The following is a 22,038-nucleotide window of genomic DNA, read 5'->3' on the forward strand; positions in this document are numbered from 1 at the left end:
GTCCACCCGCCGTACGCGAGTCGTCCGAACCCTGCCGGACGGGCGATCATGGTCCGCAACGCGTACGAAATGGTCGTGTGGTGGGATGCTCAGGTGCCCGACCGCCTCCCGTGGTACGGAAGACAGGCGGCCTGACCAGCAAGGATGGGGAAGCGGAAGATGGACAAGCAGCAGGAGTTCGTGCTCCGGACGTTGGAGGAGCGCGACATCCGGTTCGTACGCCTGTGGTTCACCGACGTGCTGGGCTTCCTCAAGTCCGTCGCCGTGGCCCCGGCCGAGCTGGAACAGGCCTTCGACGAGGGCATCGGCTTCGACGGCTCCGCGATCGAGGGCTTCGCCCGCGTCTACGAGTCCGACATGATCGCCAAGCCGGACCCGTCGACCTTCCAGATCCTGCCCTGGCGTGCGGAGGCCCCGGGCACGGCCCGCATGTTCTGCGACATCCTCATGCCGGACGGCTCCCCGTCCTTCGCGGACCCGCGCTACGTCCTCAAGCGCGCCCTGGCCCGCGCGAGCGACCTCGGCTTCACCTTCTACACGCACCCGGAGATCGAGTTCTTCCTGCTGAAGGACCGCCCGCTGGACGGCTCCCGCCCCACCCCGGCCGACAACTCCGGCTACTTCGACCACACCCCGACCAACGTCGGCATGGACTTCCGCCGCCAGGCCATCACCATGCTGGAGTCGATGGGCATCTCGGTGGAGTTCTCCCACCACGAGGGCGCGCCGGGCCAGCAGGAGATCGACCTGAGGTACGCCGACGCGCTGTCCACGGCCGACAACGTCATGACCTTCCGCCTCGTCATGAAGCAGGTGGCGCTGGAGCAGGGCGTGCACGCGACGTTCATGCCGAAGCCGTTCTCGGAGCACCCCGGCTCCGGCATGCACACCCACCTCTCCCTCTTCGAGGGCGACCGCAACGCGTTCTACGAGTCCGGCTCGGAGTACCAGCTCTCCAAGGTCGGCCGCTCCTTCATCGCGGGCCTGCTGCGGCACGCCGCGGAGATCTCCGCGGTCACCAACCAGTGGGTCAACTCCTACAAGCGCATCTGGGGCGGCGCGGAACGCACGGCGGGCGCGGGCGGCGAGGCCCCGTCGTACATCTGCTGGGGCCACAACAACCGCTCGGCGCTGGTCCGCGTCCCGATGTACAAGCCCGGCAAGACGGGCTCGGCCCGCGTCGAGGTCCGCTCCCTCGACTCCGGCGCGAACCCCTACCTGGCCTACGCGCTCCTGCTCGCCGCCGGCCTGAAGGGCATCGAGGAGGGCTACGAACTCCCGCCGGGCGCGGAGGACGACGTGTGGGCCCTCTCCGACGCGGAACGCCGCGCGATGGGCATCGAGCCGCTCCCCCAGAACCTGGGTGAGGCCCTGACCCTCATGGAGCGCAGCGACCTGGTAGCCGAGACCCTCGGCGAGCACGTCTTCGACTTCTTCCTGCGCAACAAGCGGCAGGAGTGGGAGGAGTACCGCTCGGAGGTCACGGCGTTCGAGCTGCGGAAGAACCTTCCCGCGCTGTAAGGGCGGTGCGCAGCAGGTCCCGCTACTGCGGCGCATGGGGCCGACGGTCACTGACCGTCGGCCCCATGGCGTCTTGAGAGCGTCCTCCTCAAGAGTGTCCTCCGCACCGCCCCCTGGCCGGATCGCCCCCTTGTGTGCCCTTCGTGTGCGTGTCACACACGTCAGAGGCGGGGCATGGGGGAGGGGGCATCGCATGTCGGTGGTGGGTGAGAGGGCCGGGGCGTCCGGGTGGGCCGTCGAGCGGTTCGGGCGGCATGCCGGCGCGCTGGCCGCTGCGGTTCCGGTGCAACTGGCCGCCGCGCATGAGAAGGCGCATGCCGCGCATCTCGCTGCGGGGCTGAAGAAGCGGAGTCCGTACGGGGTCGCCCTCGCGGGGGTGGTGCGGGAGAACCTGGCGGAGACGGCGCGGGCGCTGGGGGAAGCCGTGCGAGACGTGCGCGGATACGAGTACGCCGTGATCAACGATCACGCCCTCTTCCCGTACCGGTACGCGGACAGGCCGAGGCCGTTGGACCGGGCCCGGTTGCCTGCCAACGCGTCGCCCACGCGGCACCGGCTGTTCCGGGCGCACGGGCCGCAGCCCCCGGAGGCCCTGTTCGACGTCGACGAGGACCTGGCGACGGAGGAGTACCTGGGGCTGCGCGAAGCGTTCGAGGAACTCGGGGCTTCCACCAGGCTGGTCTGCGTGTTCTTCACGGCCGACGTCGAGAACGGCATCCACGCCATCCACTGGGGCGACGCCCACCTCGAACCCGACCGCACCTTCACCTGGCTGTACAGGGAGCAGCTGCCGATCGCCTCCGTGCAGACGGAGTGACGGGGCAGGTGGTGGAAGCCCGTCCCTCTCCCCGCCCCCTGCACCGACGCCGTCGTGGAAGCCGTCGTCCAGGCGAAGCCGTCCGGGTCCGTGAAGGGTTCCGTGTCGGCGCCGATGACGAGGCGGTGGGAGCCGGTGCCGTCGGGGGAGACGCCGACGACCTTCGCCAGGCCGCGGCGCTTGTACAGGGCCAGCTTGACCGGAGCGGAGCCGGTGGCGAACTCGACGTACTTGCCGCCGAAGCTCTTGCCCACGGTGAGGCCGTGCTCGACGTAGAACCGCTTGCTGGCCTTCACGTCCTCGACGCCGAGCAGCAGCACGATCTCGTCGAACCGGCGGGTCGCCGGGCCGGTGTCCTTCTTCGACGACGAGGCGATCTGCCAGATCGTCCCGTCCGGGGCCTGGACGACGCCCCCGTAGCCCCACAGCGACCTGGCGGCGGGCTTCAGGGTCGTGGCGCCGGCCCGGACCGCCGCGTCGACCAGCGCGTCGACGTCGGCGGGCTGGGCGGTCACGAGCGACAGCGTGAACCCGCGGAACCCGGTGGTCGGTGCCTCCGAGGCCCGCAGGCGCAGCTGTCCGCCCAGGCCGAAGGCGGTGGAGTAGAAGCGTTCGGCGGCGGCGGGGTCGGTCGCCTCGAGGGTGACGCACGCGATGGAAGTCATGGCGACGACGCTAGTCGCGGCCGCGGGGACCGGCTTCTCGATTCCTGACCGGTAGGGCCACGGGGTGGGAGCTCAGTCCTGCCGCTGCCGTCTCAGGCCCGCCAGCAGCGCGTGCAGCGGTTCCGTCGCCCTGCGGCGGTACTCCTGCACGGCCCAGCCGTTGCCGTCCGGGTCCTGGAAGTGCATGAACGTGGCGCCGTCGTCCGGGGCGTACCGGACCGGTTCCGAGACGTCGAGGCCGCGGGCGACGAACTCCGCGCGGGCCGCCTCGATGTCGGCGACGCACAGCTGCAGGCCCTGGTACGAACCGGGGGCCGGGGTGGGGCCCGGGGTCATCTCCCAGATCGAGCCGCCCAGGGCGATGGAGCAGCCCGAGCCCGGCGGGGTCAGCTGGACGATCCGCATCCCGGGCATGACCTCCTGGTCGATGTCCACGTGGAAGCCGACCTTGTCCCGGTAGAAGTCCCGGGCCCGGTCGACGTCGGTGACGGGCAGCGGGATGACTTCCAGGGTGACGTCCATGGCGTGACTCCTTCGTCGGGCATCGCATCAGCCGAGTTCGGCGGGCATCGCATCAGTGGAGTTCGGCGGGCACCGCGTCAGCCGATTTCGTCGGGCATCGTCGGGCGAGTTCGTCGGGCATGGTCAGGCTCGTTCGGCGGGCATCGCGTCAGGCGGGCCGCCGCCCCGTCCGGACCGACGGCTCTCCCACACCGAAGCCGAAAACGGTGCCCGGCGCCACCGCACGGACCTCCCGGCGGCCCAGCGGCCCGCCCGGCGTCCGCCTGGCGAACTCGCGGCGCCCGCCCCGGGCTGTGCGGTTAGGCTCAAAGCCGTACGACCTTGATCCGAGGGAAATCCGAGAGCACGTGCGAGGGAGGCCCGGATGACGGCGGCGCCGGGGCGCAGGAGCAGTACCTTCACACGGCTGCTGCGGCACGGGTTCACCGACGCCTCCGCCGCCGAGCGGCTGCTGGACAGCCCCGACCTCGCGCCCCTGCGCGACGACCCCGTGCTGCTGGACGCACTGGGTGCCACCGCGGACCCCGACCTCGCGCTGCTCGGCCTCGTGCGGCTGCTGGAGGCCCAGCAGGGCTCCGGTGCCCGCCAGGAGCTGCTCGACACGCTGATCTCCGCCAAGCCCCTGCGCGACCGGCTGCTCGGTGTGCTCGGCGCCTCCACCGCCCTCACCGACCACCTCACCCGGCACCCGGGGGACTGGCAGGCCCTCGTCATGTACGAGGCGCACGACCTGCACCCGGGGGTGGAGGAGTTCGAGGCCGGTCTCGCGGAGGCCACCGACCCGGTCTCCCTGCGGGTCGCCTACCGGCGCTGCCTGCTGTCCATCGCGGCCCGGGACGTGTGCGGCACGACGGACATCGCCCAGTCCGCCGCCGAGCTCGCCGACCTCGCCACCGCCACCCTGCGCGCCGCCCTCGGACTCGCCGAGGCCGCGGCACCCGAGGACGCGGGCCTGTGCCGGCTCGCGGTCATCGCCATGGGCAAGTGCGGCGGCCACGAGCTGAACTACGTCTCCGACGTGGACGTCATCTTCGTCGGCGAGGCCGTCGACGGGGCCGACGAGACCAAGGCGATCCGGGCCGCGACCCGGCTCGCCTCGCACCTGATGCGGATCTGCTCGGAGACCACCGTCGAGGGCTCCATCTGGCCCGTGGACGCCAACCTCCGCCCCGAGGGCAGGAACGGCCCGCTGGTGCGGACCCTGTCCAGCCACCTCGCCTACTACCAGCGCTGGGCCAAGACCTGGGAGTTCCAGGCGCTGCTCAAGGCCCGCCCGGTGGCCGGCGACCCCGACCTCGGCCGGGAGTACGTCGCCGCCGTACAGCCCCTGGTGTGGAAGGCCGCCGAGCGCGAGAACTTCGTGCCCGACGTGCAGAAGATGCGCCGCCGGGTCGTGGAGAACATCCCCGTCTCCGAGGTCGACCGCCAGCTCAAGCTGGGCCCGGGCGGCCTCAGGGACGTCGAGTTCGCGGTGCAGCTGCTCCAGCTGGTGCACGGCCGGGCCGACACCTCCCTGCGCAGCGGTACGACCCTCGACGCGCTGGGGGCCCTCGCCGCCGGCGGTTACGTGGGCCGCGCCGACGCCGCCCAGCTCGACGCGGCCTACCGCTTCCTGCGGTCGCTGGAGCACCGGATCCAGCTGTTCCGGCTGCGCCGCACCCACCTCGTCCCCGAGGACGAGGCCGAGCTGCGCCGCATCGGCCGCTCCCTCGGGCTGCGCGCCGACCCGGTCGCCGAGCTGCGCCGCGAGTGGCGGCGGCACACCGGCGTCGTACGCCGGCTGCACGAGAAGCTGTTCTACCGGCCGCTGCTCGACGCGGTCGCCCAGCTCGCCACCGGCGAGGCCCGGCTCAGCGCCGAGGCGGCCCGGGAACGCCTGGTCGCCCTCGGGTACGCCGACCCGGCCTCCGCCCTGCGCCACCTGGAGGCGCTGGCCTCCGGCGTCACCCGCAAGGCCGCCATCCAGCGCACCCTGCTGCCGGTCCTGCTGGGCTGGTTCGCCGACTCGGCCGACCCGGACGCGGGCCTGCTGAACTTCCGCAAGGTCTCGGACGCGCTCGGCAAGACGCCCTGGTACCTGCGGCTGCTGCGGGACGAGGGCGCCGCGGCGGAGAACCTCGCCCGGGTGCTGTCGGCCGGGCGGCTCGCGCCCGACCTGCTGATGCGGGCGCCCGAGGCGGTGGCCCTGCTCGGCGACGGGGACGGCGGCGGTCTGGAACCGCGCTCCCGGGCCCACCTGGAGCAGGAGATCCTCGCCGCCGTGGGCCGGGCCGGCGACGCGGCCCAGGCGGTCACGGCGGCCCGCGGGGTGCGCCGCCGCGAACTGTTCCGCACGGCCGCCGCCGACATCGTCGGCTCCTACGGCACCGAGGAGCAGCCCGCCGAGGCCGACCAGGGCGCCCTGGTGGACCGGGTCGGGGCGGCGGTGTCGGACCTGACGGCGGCGACCCTGGCCGGCACGCTCCGCGCGGTCGTCCGCGAGCACTGGGGCGACGAGCTGCCCACCCGGTTCGCGATCATCGGCATGGGCCGGTTCGGCGGTCACGAGCTGGGCTACGGCTCCGACGCGGACGTGCTGTTCGTGCACGAGCCGAAGGACGGCGTGCAGGAGCGGGAGGCCTCGCAGGCGGCCGGCAAGGTCGTCTCCGAGATGCGCCGGCTGCTGCAGATCCCCAGCGCCGACCCGCCCCTGCTCATCGACGCCGACCTGCGCCCGGAGGGCAAGTCCGGGCCCCTCGTGCGCACCCTCACCTCGTACGCCGCCTACTATCGCCGCTGGTCGCTGACCTGGGAGTCGCACGCGCTGCTGCGGGCCGAACCGGTCGCCGGCGACGAGGACCTCGGGCGCCGGTTCATCGAGCTGGTCGACCCGCTGCGCTACCCGGCCGACGGCCTCGCGGACGACGCCGTGCGCGACATCCGGAGGCTGAAGGCCCGCATGGAGTCCGAGCGGCTGCCGCGCGGCGCCGACCCCAAGCTGCACGCCAAGCTCGGGCCGGGCGGTCTGTCCGACGTGGAGTGGACCGTGCAGCTGATGCAGCTGCGGCACGGCGCGCGGGAGCCGGGCCTGCGCACCACCCGCACCCGCGAGGCCCTGCGCGCCGCCCGCGCGGCCGGGCTGATCACCGACGAGGACGCCGCCATCCTCGACGAGGCCTGGGTCCTGGCGACCCGCGTCCGCAACGCGGTGATGCTGGTCCGCGGCCGGGCCGGCGACACGTTCCCCACGGAACCGAGGGAACTGTCCGCCGTCGGACGGTACTTGGGCTACGGCCCCGGCCACGCGGGCGACATGCTCGACGCGTACCGGCGCACGGCGCGCCGGGCCCGGGGCGTGGTGGAGGAACTGTTCTACGGCATCGCCGAGCGCTAGAGCCGAGCCGGCCTCCCCGCCCTCCGAGCCGGCCTCCCCGCACTCCGAGCTGGCCTCCCCGCCCTCCCCGCCCTCCGGGTCGGTCGGGTCCGCGCCCTCCGGATCGGTCGGGTCCGCGCCCCCCAAGGTCCGTCAGGTCCGCGCCATCGGTTCGTCCTCGCCGTGCGCCCTGGTGCGGGGCACCGCTTCGCCGTCGCCCCGGGCCGTCTGCCGGTCCTCGCCCCGCGCCGCCCGCTGGTCCTCGCCCCGCGCCGTCTGCCGGTCCTCGCCCCGCGCCGCCCGCTGGTCCTCGCCCCGGGCCGCCCGCTGGTCCTCGCCCCGGGCCGCCCGCTGGTCCTCGCCCCGCGCCGTCTGCCGGTCCTCGCCCCGGGCCGCCCGCCGGTCCTCCCCGCGGGCCCCCGGGTGCTCCTCGTGGGCCCTGGTCCGGGGCACCGCCGTGTGCGCGGCCCCGGTCGCCTCCGGCCGCTCGTCCGGTACCGCCCGCGGCAGGGCGTACGGCTGCCTGCCGTACCAGAGCCCGGCCACCGCGAACCCGAACGCCAGGCACAGCACACCGCCCACCGCGTCCAGCCAGAAGTGGTTGGCCGTGGCGACGATGACCACCAGCGTCAGCGCCGGGTACAGCAGCCCCAGCACCCGCGCCCAGGGGACCGTCGTCAGCGCGAAGATCGTCAGGCCGCACCACACCGACCAGCCGACGTGCATGGACGGCATCGCGGCGTACTGGTTGGACATGTGCTTCAGGTCGCCGGACGCCATCGACCCCCAGGTCTGGTGGACCAGCACGGTGTCGACGAACGTGCCGCCGTTCATCAACCGCGGGGGCGCGAGCGGATACAGGTAGTAACCGAGCAGGGCGACGGCGGTCGTCGCGAACAGCACCAGGCGCGTCGCCGCGTAGCGGCCGGGATGGCGGCGGTAGAGCCACACGAGCACACCCAGGGTCACCACGAAGTGCAGCGTCGCGTAGTAGTAGTTCATCGTGATGATGAGCCAAGTCACCGAGTTGACGGCGTGGTTCACCGACTCCTCGACGGCGATGCCCAGCTGCTGCTCCACTCGCCAGATCCAGTCGGCGTTGCGCAGCGCCTCGGCCTTCTGCTCGGGCACGGCGTTGCGGACGAGCGAGTACGTCCAGTAACTCACCGCGATCAGCAGGATCTCGAACCAGAAACGGGGCCGGCGGGGGGCGCGCAGCCGGCGCAGCGGACCCGGACCCGTCTCGGCCGCAACGGGGTGCGGAAGGGCGGCTTCCAGGCCCTCCGGCTTCGTTACGGTCGTTTCACCCATAGGCGCAGAGTCTGCCAGAAAAGGACTTCTCCACCGATCATCCCGCGACCCGCCCCGGACCGCGAGTTCTGGGGCGGGTGCCACGGCGGGATCAGGCCGCGCGTCTCAGGAGCGACGGCGCGCCTCAGGAGTGATCGCGCGCCTCAGGAGCGGCCGCGCTCCCCGGGCGCCGAAGCGGTCGATCCGCGCACCACCAGTTCCGGCATGAACACGAACTCGCTGTGCGGCGCGGGCGTCCCGCCGATCTCCTCCAGCAGCGTGCGCACCGCGGCCTGGCCCATCGCCGGCACCGGCTTGCGGATCGTGGTCAGCGGCGGGTCGGTGAACGCGATCAGCGGGGAGTCGTCGAAGCCGACCACGGAGATGTCCTTCGGCACGTCCAGACCGTGCTGCCGGGCCGCCCGGATCGCGCCCAGCGCCATCATGTCGCTGGCGCACACCACGGCCGTGCACCCCCGCTCCATCAGGGCGGTGGCGGCGGCCTGACCGCCCTCCAGGGTGTACAGGGAGTGCTGCACCAGCTCCGTCTCGACGGTCCCGGCGTCCAGGCCCAGCTGGTCCTGCATGGCGCGCACGAACCCCTCGATCTTGCGCTGCACCGGCACGAACCGCTTCGGCCCGAGGGCCAGCCCGATCCGGGTGTGCCCGAGGGACGCCAGGTGCGTGACCGCCAGGGACATGGCGGCGCGGTCGTCGGGGGAGATGAACGGCGCCTGCACCTTCGGCGAGAAACCGTCCACCAGCACGTAGGGCACGCCCTGCGCGCGCAGCCGGTCGTAGCGCTGCATGTCGGCGGTGGTGTCCGCGTGCAGCCCGGAGACGTAGATGATGCCCGCGACCCCGCGGTCGACGAGCATCTCGGTCAGCTCGTCCTCGGTCGAGCCGCCCGGGGTCTGGGTGGCCAGCACCGGCGTGTAGCCCTGCCGGGTCAGCGCCTGGCCGATGACCTGGGCCAGGGCCGGGAAGATCGGGTTCTCCAGCTCCGGGGTGATCAGGCCGACCAGGCCCTCGCTGCGCTGCCGCAGCCGCACCGGGCGCTCGTAGCCCAGGACGTCGAGGGCGGCCAGCACGGACTGGCGGGTGGTGGAGGCGACGCCCGGCTTGCCGTTGAGGACGCGGCTGACCGTCGCTTCGCTCACTCCCGCCTGCGCTGCGATGTCGGCAAGCCGTGTGGTCACAGCACTGGACTGTAGCGGCCGTGGATCTCCTTGCACACCGACGGGACGCCTGGTGCGCGCTGTCGCGCGGCCCGTAGCGGGTGGCTTGGTCATCGCGGTCCCTCGAGTCGTGGTCGGTGTCCGCTCCGCAACGGATGTTCCCCTCGGCGGAGACGGATGGCAAGTGCTTGCAGAGTCTTGCACAACTGTCCGAGTCCCCGCCGATCAGCCCGGAATCCAGGCTTCGGGACGGTCGAGAGGAGGTCACGGCGGGATAACCTTCCGTATCCCTTGCAACTTTTTGCTGCAAGGTCTTTCGCAAGCCGACCGGGCGGGGCTAATGTCACCGACGCCCGGCGGCCAACGGCGCAGTCGGCAGCACGAAACGGGCTTCACCCTCAAGGAGAACTCATGCGGCGTGGCATAGCGGCCACCGCGCTGGTGGCGTCCCTCGCCCTGGCAGCGACGGCGTGCGGCGGAAGTGACAGCGGCGACAAGGCCGACGGTCCCGTGACCATCACCTGGTGGGACACCTCCAACGCCACCAACGAGGCGCCGACCTACAAGGCCCTCGTCAAGGAGTTCGAGGCTGCCAACAAGAACATCAAGGTCAAGTACGTCAACGTCCCCTTCGACCAGGCGCAGAACAAGTTCGACACCGCCGCCGGTTCCAAGGGCGCGCCCGACGTGCTGCGCTCCGAGGTCGGCTGGACCCCGGCGTTCGCCAAGAAGGGCTTCTTCCTGCCGCTGGACGGCACCGAGGCCCTGGCCGAGCAGGACAAGTTCAAGCCCAACCTGATCAAGCAGGCCCAGTACGAGGGCAAGACCTACGGCGCGCCGTTCACCACGGACACCCTCGCCCTGGTCTACAACAAGGCACTCTTCGAGAAGGCCGGCGTCGAGGCCCCCAAGACCTGGGACGAGCTGAAGAAGGCCGCCGCCACCATCAAGGACAAGACCGGCGTCGACGGCTACTGGGGCTCCACCCAGTCCTACTACGCCCACTCGTTCCTCTACGGCGAGGGCGCCGACACCGTCGACGTCGACGCCAAGAAGATCACCGTCACCTCGCCCGCGGCCAAGAAGGCCTACGGCACGTGGCAGGGCCTGTTCAAGGGCAAGGGCCTGCACAAGGCCGACACCACCGCCGACGCCTACGCCCACATCCAGGAGGCGTTCGTCAGCGGCAAGGTCGCCTCGATCATCCAGGGTCCGTGGGAGATCACGAACTTCTACAAGGGTTCGGCGTTCAAGGACAAGGCCAACCTCGGCATCGCCACCGTCCCGGCCGGCTCCTCCGGCAAGGCGGGCGCCCCGACCGGCGGCCACAACCTCTCCGTGTACGCGGGCTCGGACAAGGCCCACCAGGAGGCCTCGCTGAAGTTCGTGAAGTTCATGACCTCGGCGAAGGCGCAGGAGACCATCGCGCTCAAGAACAACACGCTGCCGACGCGCGACGACGCCTACACCGACCAGGTCAAGGCCGACCCGGGCATCGCCGGCTACCAGGGTGTGCTCGCCGCCGCCCAGCCGCGCCCCGAGCTGCCGGAGTACAGCTCGCTGTGGACGCCGCTGGACGACGAACTGCTCGCCATCGCCGGTGGCAAGAAGTCCCTGGACGAGGGGCTGAGCAGCGCCGAGACCGCCATCGCCAAGCTGCTGCCGGACTACAGCAAGTAAGCGCGTGTGGCCGCCGGATCCTCCGCAGCACAGAGGGGGAAGGATCCGGCGGCCATCGGCCTGTGTGCCGTACCCCTTGATCTCCAGCTGATCTCCAGTTCGCGAAGAAGGTTGTCGAACATGACAGTCGCCATCGACCGAGCGACCGGCAAGCGGAGCGGTGACCGCGGTCCCCGGTCCGGGCTGGGCCGGCGCCTCAGGCACAGCTACCAGAAGCACTGGTACGCCTACGCGATGATCGCGCCCGTGGCCGTCGTGCTCGGCGTCCTCGTGCTGTACCCCCTGGCCTACGGCTTCTATCTGACGCTCACCGACGCCACCAGCCTCAACACGGCCCGGACGATCGGCGTCAACGAGATCGAGGCCACCTACAAGTACATCGGCTTCGACAACTACGCCGACATCCTGTGGGGGGAGACCGCCTACGAGCGCTTCTGGTCCCACTTCATCTGGACGATCGTGTGGACGGCCGCGTGCGTCGCCCTGCACTACTCCATCGGCCTGGGCCTCGCCCTGCTGCTCAACCAGAAGCTGCGCGGACGCACCTTCTACCGGCTGATCCTCATCCTGCCGTGGGCCGTGCCGACCTTCGTCACCGTCTTCGGCTGGCGCTTCATGCTCGCCGACTCCGGCATCATCAACTCCGCCCTGGAGATGCTGCACCTGCCGGGCCCGGCGTGGCTGGAGGACACCTTCTGGCAGCGCTTCGCCGCGATCATGGTCAACACCTGGTGCGGCGTGCCGTTCATGATGGTCTCCCTGCTCGGCGGCCTGCAGTCCATCGACTCCTCCCTCTACGAGGCCGCCGAGATGGACGGCGCCAGCCGCTGGCAGCAGTTCCGCTACGTCACCCTGCCGGGCCTGAGGTCGGTCAGCTCCACCGTGGTGCTGCTCGGCGTGATCTGGACGTTCAACCAGTTCGCCATCATCTTCCTGCTGTTCGGCAACACCGCCCCGGACGCGCAGATCCTCGTCACCTGGGCCTACCAGCTCGGCTTCGGGCAGCAGCCGCGTGACTTCGCGCAGTCGGCCGCCTACGGCATCCTGCTGCTGGGCATCCTGATCGTCTTCACCTCCTTCTACCGCCGCTGGCTGAACCGCGATGAGCAGCAGCTCGCGATCTGAGGCAGGAGTCCCCATGAGCACCACGACCGTCCAGCAGTCCGCCGGCGAGGCGCCGGTCCCCGCCGTCGCCCCCGCGTCCGCCCCCGTGCGCCGGCGCGGCGGCCGCGGCGCGGCCGGGAACCTCCTCTCCCACGGCCTGCTGATCCTCGCGAGCCTGATCGCGCTCTTCCCGATCGCCTGGCTGGTCTTCCTGTCCCTCGGCCCGGACAAGGACGACTACCTGCACCCCGGGCGCATCTGGTCGAAGATGACCCTGGACAACTACACGTTCGTGCTCCAGGAGACCAGCTTCTTCCACTGGCTGCAGAGCACGCTGATCGTGTCGCTGGGCACCACGCTCATCGGGGTGGTCATCGCCGCCACGACCGGCTACGCGGTGTCCCGCATGCGCTTCCCGGGCTACAAGAAGTTCATGTGGGTCCTCCTGTGCACGCAGATGTTCCCCATCGCCGTGCTGATCGTGCCGATGTACCAGATCCTGTCGAGCCTGCAGCTCGTCGACACCTACCTCGGCCTGATCCTGGTCTACTGCTCGACCGCGGTGCCCTACTGCGCCTGGCTGCTGAAGGGCTACTTCGACACCATCCCGTTCGAGATCGACGAGGCCGGGCGCGTCGACGGGCTCTCGCCCTTCGGCACGTTCTTCCGGCTGATCCTGCCGCTCGCCCGGCCGGGTCTGGCGGTGGCCGCGTTCTACAGCTTCATCACCGCCTTCGGCGAGGTCGCCTTCGCCACGGTGTTCATGCTGGACGACGAGAAGTACACCTTCGCCGTCGGTCTGCAGAGCTTCGTCAGCGAGCACGACGCCCAGCGCAACCTGATGGCCGCGACCGCGGTTCTCATCGCGATACCCGTCTCGGCGTTCTTCTACCTCGTGCAGAAGAACCTGGTCACCGGCCTCACCGCGGGCGGCACGAAGGGCTGATCCAAGGCCCCTGCCGAACCGCACACCAGCCCGAGGCGGCCGCGGCGCCCATCCGACCCCGCTGTGCCGCGGCCGCCTCGTCACCCCCGCCCACGTCTCCCATGACCACACCCCAGTTACGCATCAAGGACGACATGAGCCAGCACTCAGCTGCACCTGCCCCCACCCCCGCGTCCGCCGTCGCCGTCGCCAAGCGCCGCGACTGGTGGCGGGACGCGGTGATCTACCAGGTGTACCCGCGCAGCTTCGCCGACAGCAACGGCGACGGCATGGGCGACCTGGAGGGTGTCCGCACCCGGCTTCCGTACCTGCGCGACCTCGGCGTGGACGCCGTGTGGCTCAGCCCCTTCTACGCCTCGCCGCAGGCCGACGCCGGCTACGACGTCGCCGACTACCGTGCCGTCGACCCCATGTTCGGCAACCTCCTGGACGCCGACGCGCTGATCCGCGACGCCCACCAGCTGGGCCTGCGGATCATCGTCGACCTCGTGCCCAACCACTCCTCGGACCAGCACGAGTGGTTCAAGCGGGCCGTCTCCGAGGGCCCGGGCTCGCCGCTGCGGGACCGCTACCACTTCCGCCCCGGCAAGGGCGCCGCCGGCGAACTGCCGCCCAACGACTGGGAGTCGATCTTCGGCGGCCCGGCCTGGACCCGGGTCACCGAGCCCGACGGCACGCCCGGCGAGTGGTACCTGCACCTGTTCGCCCCCGAGCAGCCCGACTTCAACTGGGAGCACCCGGCGGTCGGCGACGAGTTCCGCTCCATCCTGCGCTTCTGGCTGGACATGGGCGTCGACGGCTTCCGGATCGACGTCGCCCACGGCCTGGTGAAGGCCGACGGGCTGCCCGACCTCGGGTCCCACGACCAGGTGAAGCTGCTGGGCAACGATGTCATGCCGTTCTTCGACCAGGAGGGCGTGCACGAGATCTACCGGCAGTGGCGCCTCATCCTCGACGAGTACGCCGGCGAGCGCATCTTCGTCGCCGAGGCGTGGACGCCCACCATCGAGCGCACCGCCCACTACGTCCGCCCGGACGAGCTGCACCAGGCGTTCAACTTCCAGTACCTCAGCACCCACTGGGACGCGGCCGAGATGCGCGAGGTCATCGACCGCACCCTGGAGGCGATGCGCCCGGTCGGCGCCCCCGCCACCTGGGTGCTGTCCAACCACGACGTGACCCGGCACGCCACCCGGTTCGCCAACCCGCCCGGCCTCGGCACCCAGATCCGCCTGGCCGGCGACCGCGAGCTGGGGCTGCGCCGGGCCCGCGCCGCCAGCCTGCTGATGCTGGCCCTGCCCGGCTCGGCGTACATCTACCAGGGCGAGGAGCTCGGCCTGCCCGACGTCGTCGACCTGCCGGACGAGGTGCGCCAGGACCCGGCGTACTTCCGGGGCGCGGGCCAGGACGGCTTCCGCGACGGGTGCCGGGTGCCGATCCCGTGGACCCGGACCGGATCGTCGTACGGCTTCGGTGACGGCGGCAGCTGGCTGCCGCAGCCGGAGGGCTGGGGCGAGCTGAGCGTCGAGGCGCAGACCGGTGTGGCCGGTTCGACGCTGGAGCTGTACCGGGCCGCGCTCGCGGTGCGCCGGGAGCAGCCGGACCTCGGTGCCGGTTCGTCGGTGGAGTGGCTGCGGGCGCCCGAGGGCGTACTGGCCTTCCGGCGCGGGGAGTTCGTGTGCGTGGCGAACACCACCGGGGAGTCGGTGGCGATGCCGGCGTACGGCCGGGTGCTGGTCGCGAGCGGGGAGATCACCGAGGTGGACGACGAGGCGAAGGTGCCCGCCGACACCACGGTGTGGTGGACCACCGCGGTCGCCGGCTGATTTTCCTGTGAATTTCGTACGGCCCGCTGCCCTTTCGGGTGGCGGGCCTTTAATATCTGCGTCACTGCAAGGGTTTCTGAACCTTGCAGCAAGTGCCTTCAACGAAGAAGGAAACCCCACATGGCACGCAGATACCTCTCCGCCGCCGTCGCGCTCGCCGCGGCTTCGGTTGTCATGACCCCGACCGGTGCCCAGGCCTCCCCTCCGGGCACCAAGGACGTCACGGCCGTCCTCTTCGAGTGGAAGTACGCCTCCGTCGCCAAGGAGTGCACCAGCACCCTCGGTCCCGCGGGCTACGGCTACGTCCAGGTCTCGCCGCCCGCCGAGCACATACAGGGCTCGCAGTGGTGGACCTCGTACCAGCCGGTCAGCTACAAGATCGCCGGCCGGCTCGGTGACCGCACGGCCTTCCAGAACATGGTGAACACCTGCCACGCGGCCGGTGTGAAGGTCGTCGTGGACGCCGTGATCAACCACATGTCGGCGGGCAGCGGCACCGGCACCGGCGGCTCGTCGTACACGAAGTACAACTACCCCGGCCTGTACTCCTCGTACGACTTCGACAACTGCACCGCGCAGATCACCAACTACCAGGACCGCGGCAACGTCCAGAACTGCGAACTGGTCGGCCTGGCCGACCTCGACACCGGCGAGGAGTACGTCCGCGGGGCCATCGCCCGGTACATGAACGACCTGCTCTCGCTCGGCGTGGACGGCTTCCGGGTCGACGCGGCCAAGCACATGCCGGCCGCCGACCTCGCGAACATCAAGTCCCGGCTGAGCAACCCGTCGGTCTACTGGAAGCAGGAGGCCATCCACGGCGCCGGCGAGGCCGTCCAGCCCAGCGAGTACACGGGCAACGGCGACGTCCAGGAGTTCCGCTACGCCTACGACCTCAAGCGGGTCTTCAACAACGAGAACCTCGCCTACCTGAAGAACTTCGGCGAGGGCTGGGGCTACATGAGCAGCGGCGTCTCCGGTGTCTTCGTCGACAACCACGACACCGAGCGCAACGGCTCCACGCTCAGCTACAAGGACGGCGCCAACTACACGCTGGCCAACGTCTTCATGCTGGCCTGGCCCTACGGCGCCCCGGACATCAACTCCGGCTACGAGTTCACCGACCACGACGCGGGCCCGCCCAACGGCGGTCAGGTGAACGCCTGCTGGCAGGACGGCTGGAAGTGCCAGCACAACTGGCCCGAGATCAAGTCGATGGTCGGCTTCCGCAACGCCACGCGGGGCCAGGCCGTCACCAACTGGTGGGACAACGGGGGCGACGCGATCGCCTTCGGCCGGGGCAGCAAGGGCTTCGTGGCCATCAACCACGAGTCCGGCTCGCTGAACCGGACGTACCAGACCTCGCTGCCCGCCGGGACGTACTGCAACGTGCAGAACAACACGACGGTGACGGTGAACGCCGGCGGCCAGCTCACGGCCACCCTGGGCGCCAACACGGCCCTGGCGGTCTACGCGGGCAAGTCCAGCTGCTAGACGGGCGTTCGCGGTGCGAGCGGCCCCTCCGGTGACGTCCGTGTGGCCAGGGGGGCCGCCGTTCCGGGTCAACTCCGGTTGTTGAAAGTTCTTTCCAATGCTTTCAGGACTCTTGCTGTAAGCGTTTCTGCGGCGATACGGTCGCGCGGGGTCGGACCCGAGAGAGCCGCAATCGCAAGGAGACCACGTCAGTGATACCGAGATGGCCGGCGCCTCCCCGGCGCCGAACCGCCCGTGCCGGACGGGTCGCCGCGGTCACCGCCACCGCGCTGGCCGCAGCGCTCGTCCAGCCGCTCGCCGCCGGGGCGGCCACGCCCCCGGCGCCTCCGTCCGACGCCAGGCTGGCCGCCGAGCCCGCCCGGCACGACGCCACCCGTGAGCAGTTCTACTTCGTCCTGCCGGACCGTTTCGCCAACGGCGACCCGCGCAACGACAAGGGCGGACTGACCGGCTCGCGCCTGTCCACCGGCTACGACCCCACCGACAAGGGCTTCTACCAGGGCGGCGACCTCAAGGGCCTGACCAAGAGGCTCGACTACATCAAGGGCCTCGGCACCACCGCCCTGTGGATGGCGCCGATCTTCAAGAACCGGCCCGTGCAGGGCACCGGCAAGGACGCCTCGGCCGGCTACCACGGTTACTGGATCACCGACTTCACCCAGGTCGACCCGCACTTCGGCACCAACGCCGACCTCGAGACCCTCATCGACAAGGCCCACGACAAGGGCATGAAGGTCTTCTTCGACGTCATCACCAACCACACGGCCGACGTCGTCGACTACGAGGAGAAGTCCTACGACTACCTCTCCAAGGGCGCCTTCCCGTACCTGACGAAGGACGGCGTGCCGTTCGACGACGCCGACTACGCCGACGGGCGGCGCGACTTCCCCGAGGTCGACCGCGACTCGTTCCCGCGCACACCGGTGGCCGCGCAGCGGAACAAGGTCCCCTCGTGGCTCAACGACCCGACGATGTACCACAACCGCGGCGACTCCACCTTCGCCGGTGAGAGCTCCGCCCACGGCGACTTCGCCGGCCTCGACGACCTGTGGACCGAGCGTCCCGAGGTCGTCAGCGGGATGGAGAAGATCTACCAGCGCTGGGTGCGGGACTTCGACATCGACGGCTTCCGGATCGACACCGTGAAGCACGTCAACATGGAGTTCTGGACGCAGTGGGCGACCGCCCTGGACGCCTACGCGGCGAAGAAGGGCCGGGACGACTTCTTCATGTTCGGCGAGGTCTACTCCGCCGACACGGACGTCACCGCCCCGTACGTCACCCAGGGCCGGCTCGACGCCACCCTCGACTTCCCCTTCCAGGAGGCGGCCCGCCAGTACGCCTCCCAGGGCGGCAGCGCGCAGAAGCTCGCGGGGGTCTTCGGCGACGACTACAAGTACACGACCGGCAAGGCCAACGCCTACGAGCAGGTCACCTTCCTCGGCAACCACGACATGGGCCGCATCGGGTCGTTCCTCAAGCAGGACAACCCGAAGGCGACCGACGCCGAGCTCCTCGCCAAGGACAAGCTCGCCAACGAGCTGATGTTCCTCAGCCGCGGCAACCCCGTCGTCTACTACGGCGACGAACAGGGCTTCGCCGGCCCGGGCGGCGACAAGGACGCCCGGCAGACCATGTTCGCCTCGCGCACCGCCGACTACCTCGACGACGACCGCATCGGCACCGACGCCACCCACGCCGAGGACGCCTACGACACCAAGGCGCCGCTGTACCGGCAGATCAGCGCGCTCGCCAAGCTCCGCAAGGCGAACCCGGCACTCACCGACGGCGTCCAGCAGCAGCGCTACGCGGCCGACGGGCCCGGCGTCTACGCCTTCTCCCGCACGGACGCGAAGACCGGCACCGAGTACGTCGTCGCCTTCAACAACGCCGCCGAGAAGAAGACCGCGACCTTCGCGACCGGCTCGGCCGGCATGACCTTCAAGGGCATCCACGGCACCGGCGCCTCCGTGAAGAGCGACGGGGACAAGAAGGTCACCGTCACCGTCCCGGCCGGCTCGGCGATCGTCCTCAAGGCGGCCGGAAAGCTCGCCAAGCCCGCCACCGCGCCCACGATCGCCCTCAAGGCCCCGGCGGCCGGCGCCACCGGCACCGTCGAGGTCACCGCCGACGTCGACGGCGGGCAGCTCAACCGCGTCGTCTTCGCCGCGCAGACCGGCAACGGCAAGTGGCGGACCCTCGGCTCCGCCGACCACGCCCCGTACAAGGTCACCCACACCGTCGGCAAGGACGTGCCGCCCGGCACGGCCCTGCGCTACAAGGCCGTCGTGATCGACTCGGCCGGCCGCACCGCGAGCGCCCTGGCCGCGTCCACCACCGGCACCCCGCCCGTCGAGGAGCCGCCCACGGCCTCCTCCCGCGACTACGCGATCGTCCACTACAAGCGCACGGACGGCGACTACGCCGACTGGGGCCTGTACGCCTGGGGCGACCTCGCCGAGGGCGAGGCCACCGAGTGGCCGAAGAGCCACCCCTTCGTCGGACGCGACGCCTACGGCGCCTTCGCCTACGTCAAGCTCAAGCCCGGAGCCGCCGGCGTCGGCTTCCTCGTCATCGACAAGGACGGCAACAAGGACGTCTCCACCGACCGCACGATCGACGTCACCAAGACCGGCGAGGTCTGGATCGAGCAGGGCAAGGACACCGTCACCACCGAGCGCCCCGACTACCCGGCGCCCGACAAGAGCAAGGCCGTCCTGCACTACCACCGCGCCGACGGGGACTACGACGGCTGGGGCCTGCACGTGTGGACGGGCGCCGCGAACCCCACCGACTGGTCGAACCCCCTGAAGCCGGTCGAGACTGATACCTATGGCGCAGTCTTCGAGGTGCCGCTCACCGAGGGTGCCACCAGCCTCAGCTACATCCTGCACAAGGGCGACGAGAAGGACCTGCCCGGCGACCAGTCGCTCGACCTCAAGGCGAACGGCCACGAGGTGTGGCTGGTGAGCGGCCAGGAGAAGTACCTGCTCCCGCAGCCCGCGGGCTCGGCCGCCGCCCTCGACCTGACCACCTCCAAGGCGGTCTGGATCGACCGGAACACCGTCGCCTGGAACGGCTCCGACGCCGCCGCCTCCACCCAGCTGCTGTACTCCCGCGACGGCTCGATCGCGGTGCGGGACGGCGCCCTCACCGGTGACGCGAAGTGGCTGCGGCTGTCCAAGACCGAACTCAGCGACGCCCAGAAGGCCGCCTTCCCGCACCTGAAGGAGTACGACGCCTTCAGCGTCGACCCGCGCGACCGCGACCGGGTCCGCGCCGCCCTGCGCGGCCAGGTCGTCGCCACCCAGCACGCCGCCAACGGGGCCGTCCTCGCGGCCACCGGCGTCCAGATCGCCGGAGTCCTCGACGACCTCTACGACGCCACGAAGGCCGACCTCGGGCCGACCTTCACCCGGGGCCGCCCCACGCTGTCCGTGTGGGCGCCGACCGCGCAGTCCGTGGCCCTGGAGATCGGCGGCTCCACCGCCGCCATGAAGCGTGACTCCGCCACCGGCGTCTGGTCCGTCACCGGCCCCGCGTCCTGGAAGGGCAAGCCCTACCGCTACGTCGTGAAGGTCTGGGCGCCCAGCGTCCGCAAGGTCGTCACCAACAAGGTCACCGACCCCTACGCCGTCGCCCTCACCGCCGACTCCGAGCGCAGCCTCGTGGTCGACCTGCGCGACAAGGCCCTCAAGCCCGCCGGCTGGTCGACGTACACCAAGCCCAGGGCCGTACCGCTGCGGGACGCCCAGATCCAGGAGCTGCACATCCGGGACTTCTCCGTCGAGGACCGCACGGCGAAGCACCCCGGCACCTACCTCGCCTTCACCGCCAAGGACAGCGACGGCTCCAAGCACCTGCGCGAGCTGGCGAAGGCCGGCACCTCGTACGTGCACCTGCTGCCGGCCTTCGACATCGCCACCATCCCCGAGCGCAAGGCCGACCAGGCGAAGACCGACTGCGACCTGGCCTCCTACCCGGCCGACTCCGACAAGCAGCAGGAGTGCGTGGGGAAGATCGCCGCGAAGGACGCCTACAACTGGGGCTACGACCCCTACCACTACACGGTTCCCGAGGGCTCCTACGCCACCGACCCCGACGGCACGGCCCGCACGGTCGAGTTCCGCAAGATGGTCAAGGCGCTCAACGACGACGGCCTCAGGGTCGTCATGGACGTCGTCTACAACCACACCGCCGCCAGCGGCCAGGCGGACACCTCCGTCCTGGACCGGATCGTGCCCGGCTACTACCAGCGGCTCCTGGCCGACGGCTCGGTCGCCAACAGCACCTGCTGCGCCAACACGGCTACCGAGAACGCCATGATGGGCAAGCTGGTCGTCGACTCGATCGTCACCTGGGCCAAGGAGTACAAGGTCGACGGCTTCCGCTTCGACCTCATGGGCCACCACCCGAAGGCCAACATCCTCGCCGTCAGGAAGGCCCTCGACGCGCTGACCCCCGCGAAGGACGGCGTCGACGGCAAGAAGATCATCCTGTACGGGGAGGGCTGGAACTTCGGCGAGGTCGCCGATGACGCCCGCTTCGAGCAGGCCACGCAGAAGAACATGGCCGGCACCGGCATCGCCACCTTCTCCGACCGGGCCCGTGACGCCGTGCGCGGCGGCGGCCCCTTCGACGAGGACCCCGGCGTCCAGGGCTTCGCCTCCGGCCTGTACATCGAGCCCAACGCCTCCGACGGCAACGGCACCCCGGCCGAGCAGAAGGCCCGGCTGCTGCACTACCAGGACCTCATCAAGGTGGGGCTCTCCGGCAACCTGGCCGGCTACCGGTTCACCGACACCGACGGCAAGGAGGTCAAGGGCTCCGAGGTCGACTACAACGGCGCCCCCGCCGGATACGCCGACGCCCCGGGCGACGCCCTCGCCTACGCCGACGCGCACGACAACGAGTCGCTCTTCGACGCCCTCGCCTTCAAGCTGCCCGCCTCGGTGAACGCCACCGACCGGGCCCGCATGCAGGTCCTCGCCATGGCGACGGCCACCCTCTCCCAGGGCCCGGCCCTCTCCCAGGCGGGCACCGACCTGCTGCGCTCCAAGTCGCTTGACCGCAACTCCTACGACAGCGGCGACTGGTTCAACGCCGTCCACTGGAACTGCGAGGACGGCAACGGCTTCGGCCGCGGACTGCCCATGGCGGCCGACAACGCCGACAAGTGGCCGTACGCCAAGCCGCTGCTGACCAAGGTGAAGGTGGGCTGCGAGCAGATCGAGGGGGCCTCGGCCGCCTACCGCGACCTGCTGAAGATCCGCGGCACCGAGAAGGACTTCTCCCTCGGCACGACCGAGCAGGTGCAGTCCCGGCTGTCCTTCCCGCTGTCCGGCAAGGACGAGACGCCCGGCGTGATCACCATGCGGCTCGGTGACCTCGTCGTCGTCTTCAACGCCACACCCGAGCAGCAGAAGCAGACCGTGCCCGCACTCGCGGGGACGGGCTACCGGCTGCACCCGGTGCAGGCGGCGGGGGCGGACACCACCGTCAAGTCCTCCTCGTACGCCGAGGGGTCGGGCACCTTCGCCGTCCCCGGCCGCACGGTCGCGGTCTTCACCCGGACCGCCGGATAACACACGGCACCCCCAGGGGCGGACCGCGTCAGGCGGTCCGCCCCGTCCGCGTTCCGGC

At 70.8% G+C, this 22,038-nt stretch carries 10 protein-coding genes and 2 pseudogenes; 8 read left to right on the forward strand and 4 right to left on the reverse strand.

Annotated features, from left to right (window positions below):
* Positions 1–159 precede the first annotated feature (159 nt).
* Entirely contained in the window at positions 160–1,521 is a 1,362-nt protein-coding gene (gene glnA / locus ABZY20_RS01110) for a type I glutamate--ammonia ligase (RefSeq protein WP_356434760.1), read from the forward strand.
* 885 nt (positions 1,522–2,406) lie between these two features.
* On the opposite strand, the pseudogene ABZY20_RS01115 reads toward glnA, so the two are convergent.
* A pseudogene (locus tag ABZY20_RS01115) lies at positions 2,407–3,003 on the reverse strand (glyoxalase); the annotation flags it as partial.
* Between the two features lie 72 nt (positions 3,004–3,075).
* Positions 3,076–3,525, reverse strand: a complete 450-nt coding sequence (locus ABZY20_RS01120) for a VOC family protein (RefSeq protein ID WP_356434763.1) — start codon at positions 3,523–3,525, stop codon at positions 3,076–3,078.
* A gap of 364 nt (positions 3,526–3,889) precedes the next feature.
* On the opposite strand from ABZY20_RS01120, the gene ABZY20_RS01125 reads away from it, so the two are divergent.
* Entirely contained in the window at positions 3,890–6,898 is a 3,009-nt protein-coding gene (locus tag ABZY20_RS01125; RefSeq protein ID WP_356434766.1) for a bifunctional [glutamine synthetase] adenylyltransferase/[glutamine synthetase]-adenylyl-L-tyrosine phosphorylase, read from the forward strand.
* A 468-nt stretch (positions 6,899–7,366) separates the two neighbouring features.
* Here the strand turns inward: ABZY20_RS01125 and ABZY20_RS01130 are convergent.
* Positions 7,367–8,188, reverse strand: a pseudogene (locus ABZY20_RS01130) (phosphatase PAP2 family protein); the annotation flags it as partial.
* Between the two features lie 143 nt (positions 8,189–8,331).
* Positions 8,332–9,366, reverse strand: coding sequence for a LacI family DNA-binding transcriptional regulator (locus ABZY20_RS01135; RefSeq protein WP_356434769.1), 1,035 nt, complete (start codon positions 9,364–9,366; stop codon positions 8,332–8,334).
* Between the two features lie 390 nt (positions 9,367–9,756).
* On the opposite strand from ABZY20_RS01135, the gene ABZY20_RS01140 reads away from it, so the two are divergent.
* From ABZY20_RS01140 to pulA, 6 genes are all read left to right on the forward strand, one after another.
* Positions 9,757–11,025, forward strand: a complete 1,269-nt coding sequence (locus ABZY20_RS01140) for an extracellular solute-binding protein (protein ID WP_356434772.1) — start codon at positions 9,757–9,759, stop codon at positions 11,023–11,025.
* 120 nt (positions 11,026–11,145) lie between these two features.
* Positions 11,146–12,150 carry a sugar ABC transporter permease gene (locus tag ABZY20_RS01145; protein WP_356434775.1) on the forward strand — a complete coding sequence of 335 codons (1,005 nt, stop codon included), beginning with the start codon at positions 11,146–11,148 and terminating at the stop codon, positions 12,148–12,150.
* Positions 12,151–12,163: 13 nt separating this feature from the next.
* On the forward strand, positions 12,164–13,075 hold the full coding sequence (locus tag ABZY20_RS01150) for an ABC transporter permease subunit (protein WP_356434778.1): 912 nt from the start codon (positions 12,164–12,166) through the stop codon (positions 13,073–13,075).
* Positions 13,076–13,209: 134 nt separating this feature from the next.
* Positions 13,210–14,901: a glycoside hydrolase family 13 protein gene (locus ABZY20_RS01155; protein ID WP_356434781.1), complete on the forward strand. Its 1,692-nt coding sequence runs from the start codon at positions 13,210–13,212 to the stop codon at positions 14,899–14,901.
* Positions 14,902–15,021: 120 nt separating this feature from the next.
* Positions 15,022–16,395, forward strand: a complete 1,374-nt coding sequence (locus ABZY20_RS01160; protein WP_356434783.1) for an alpha-amylase family protein — start codon at positions 15,022–15,024, stop codon at positions 16,393–16,395.
* 191 nt (positions 16,396–16,586) lie between these two features.
* Positions 16,587–21,980 carry a pullulanase-type alpha-1,6-glucosidase gene (gene pulA, locus ABZY20_RS01165; RefSeq protein WP_356434786.1) on the forward strand — a complete coding sequence of 1,798 codons (5,394 nt, stop codon included), beginning with the start codon at positions 16,587–16,589 and terminating at the stop codon, positions 21,978–21,980.
* Positions 21,981–22,038 lie beyond the last annotated feature (58 nt).

This window comes from Streptomyces sp. NPDC006624, assembly GCF_040611555.1.
Taxonomy (GTDB): Bacteria; Actinomycetota; Actinomycetes; order Streptomycetales; family Streptomycetaceae; genus Streptomyces.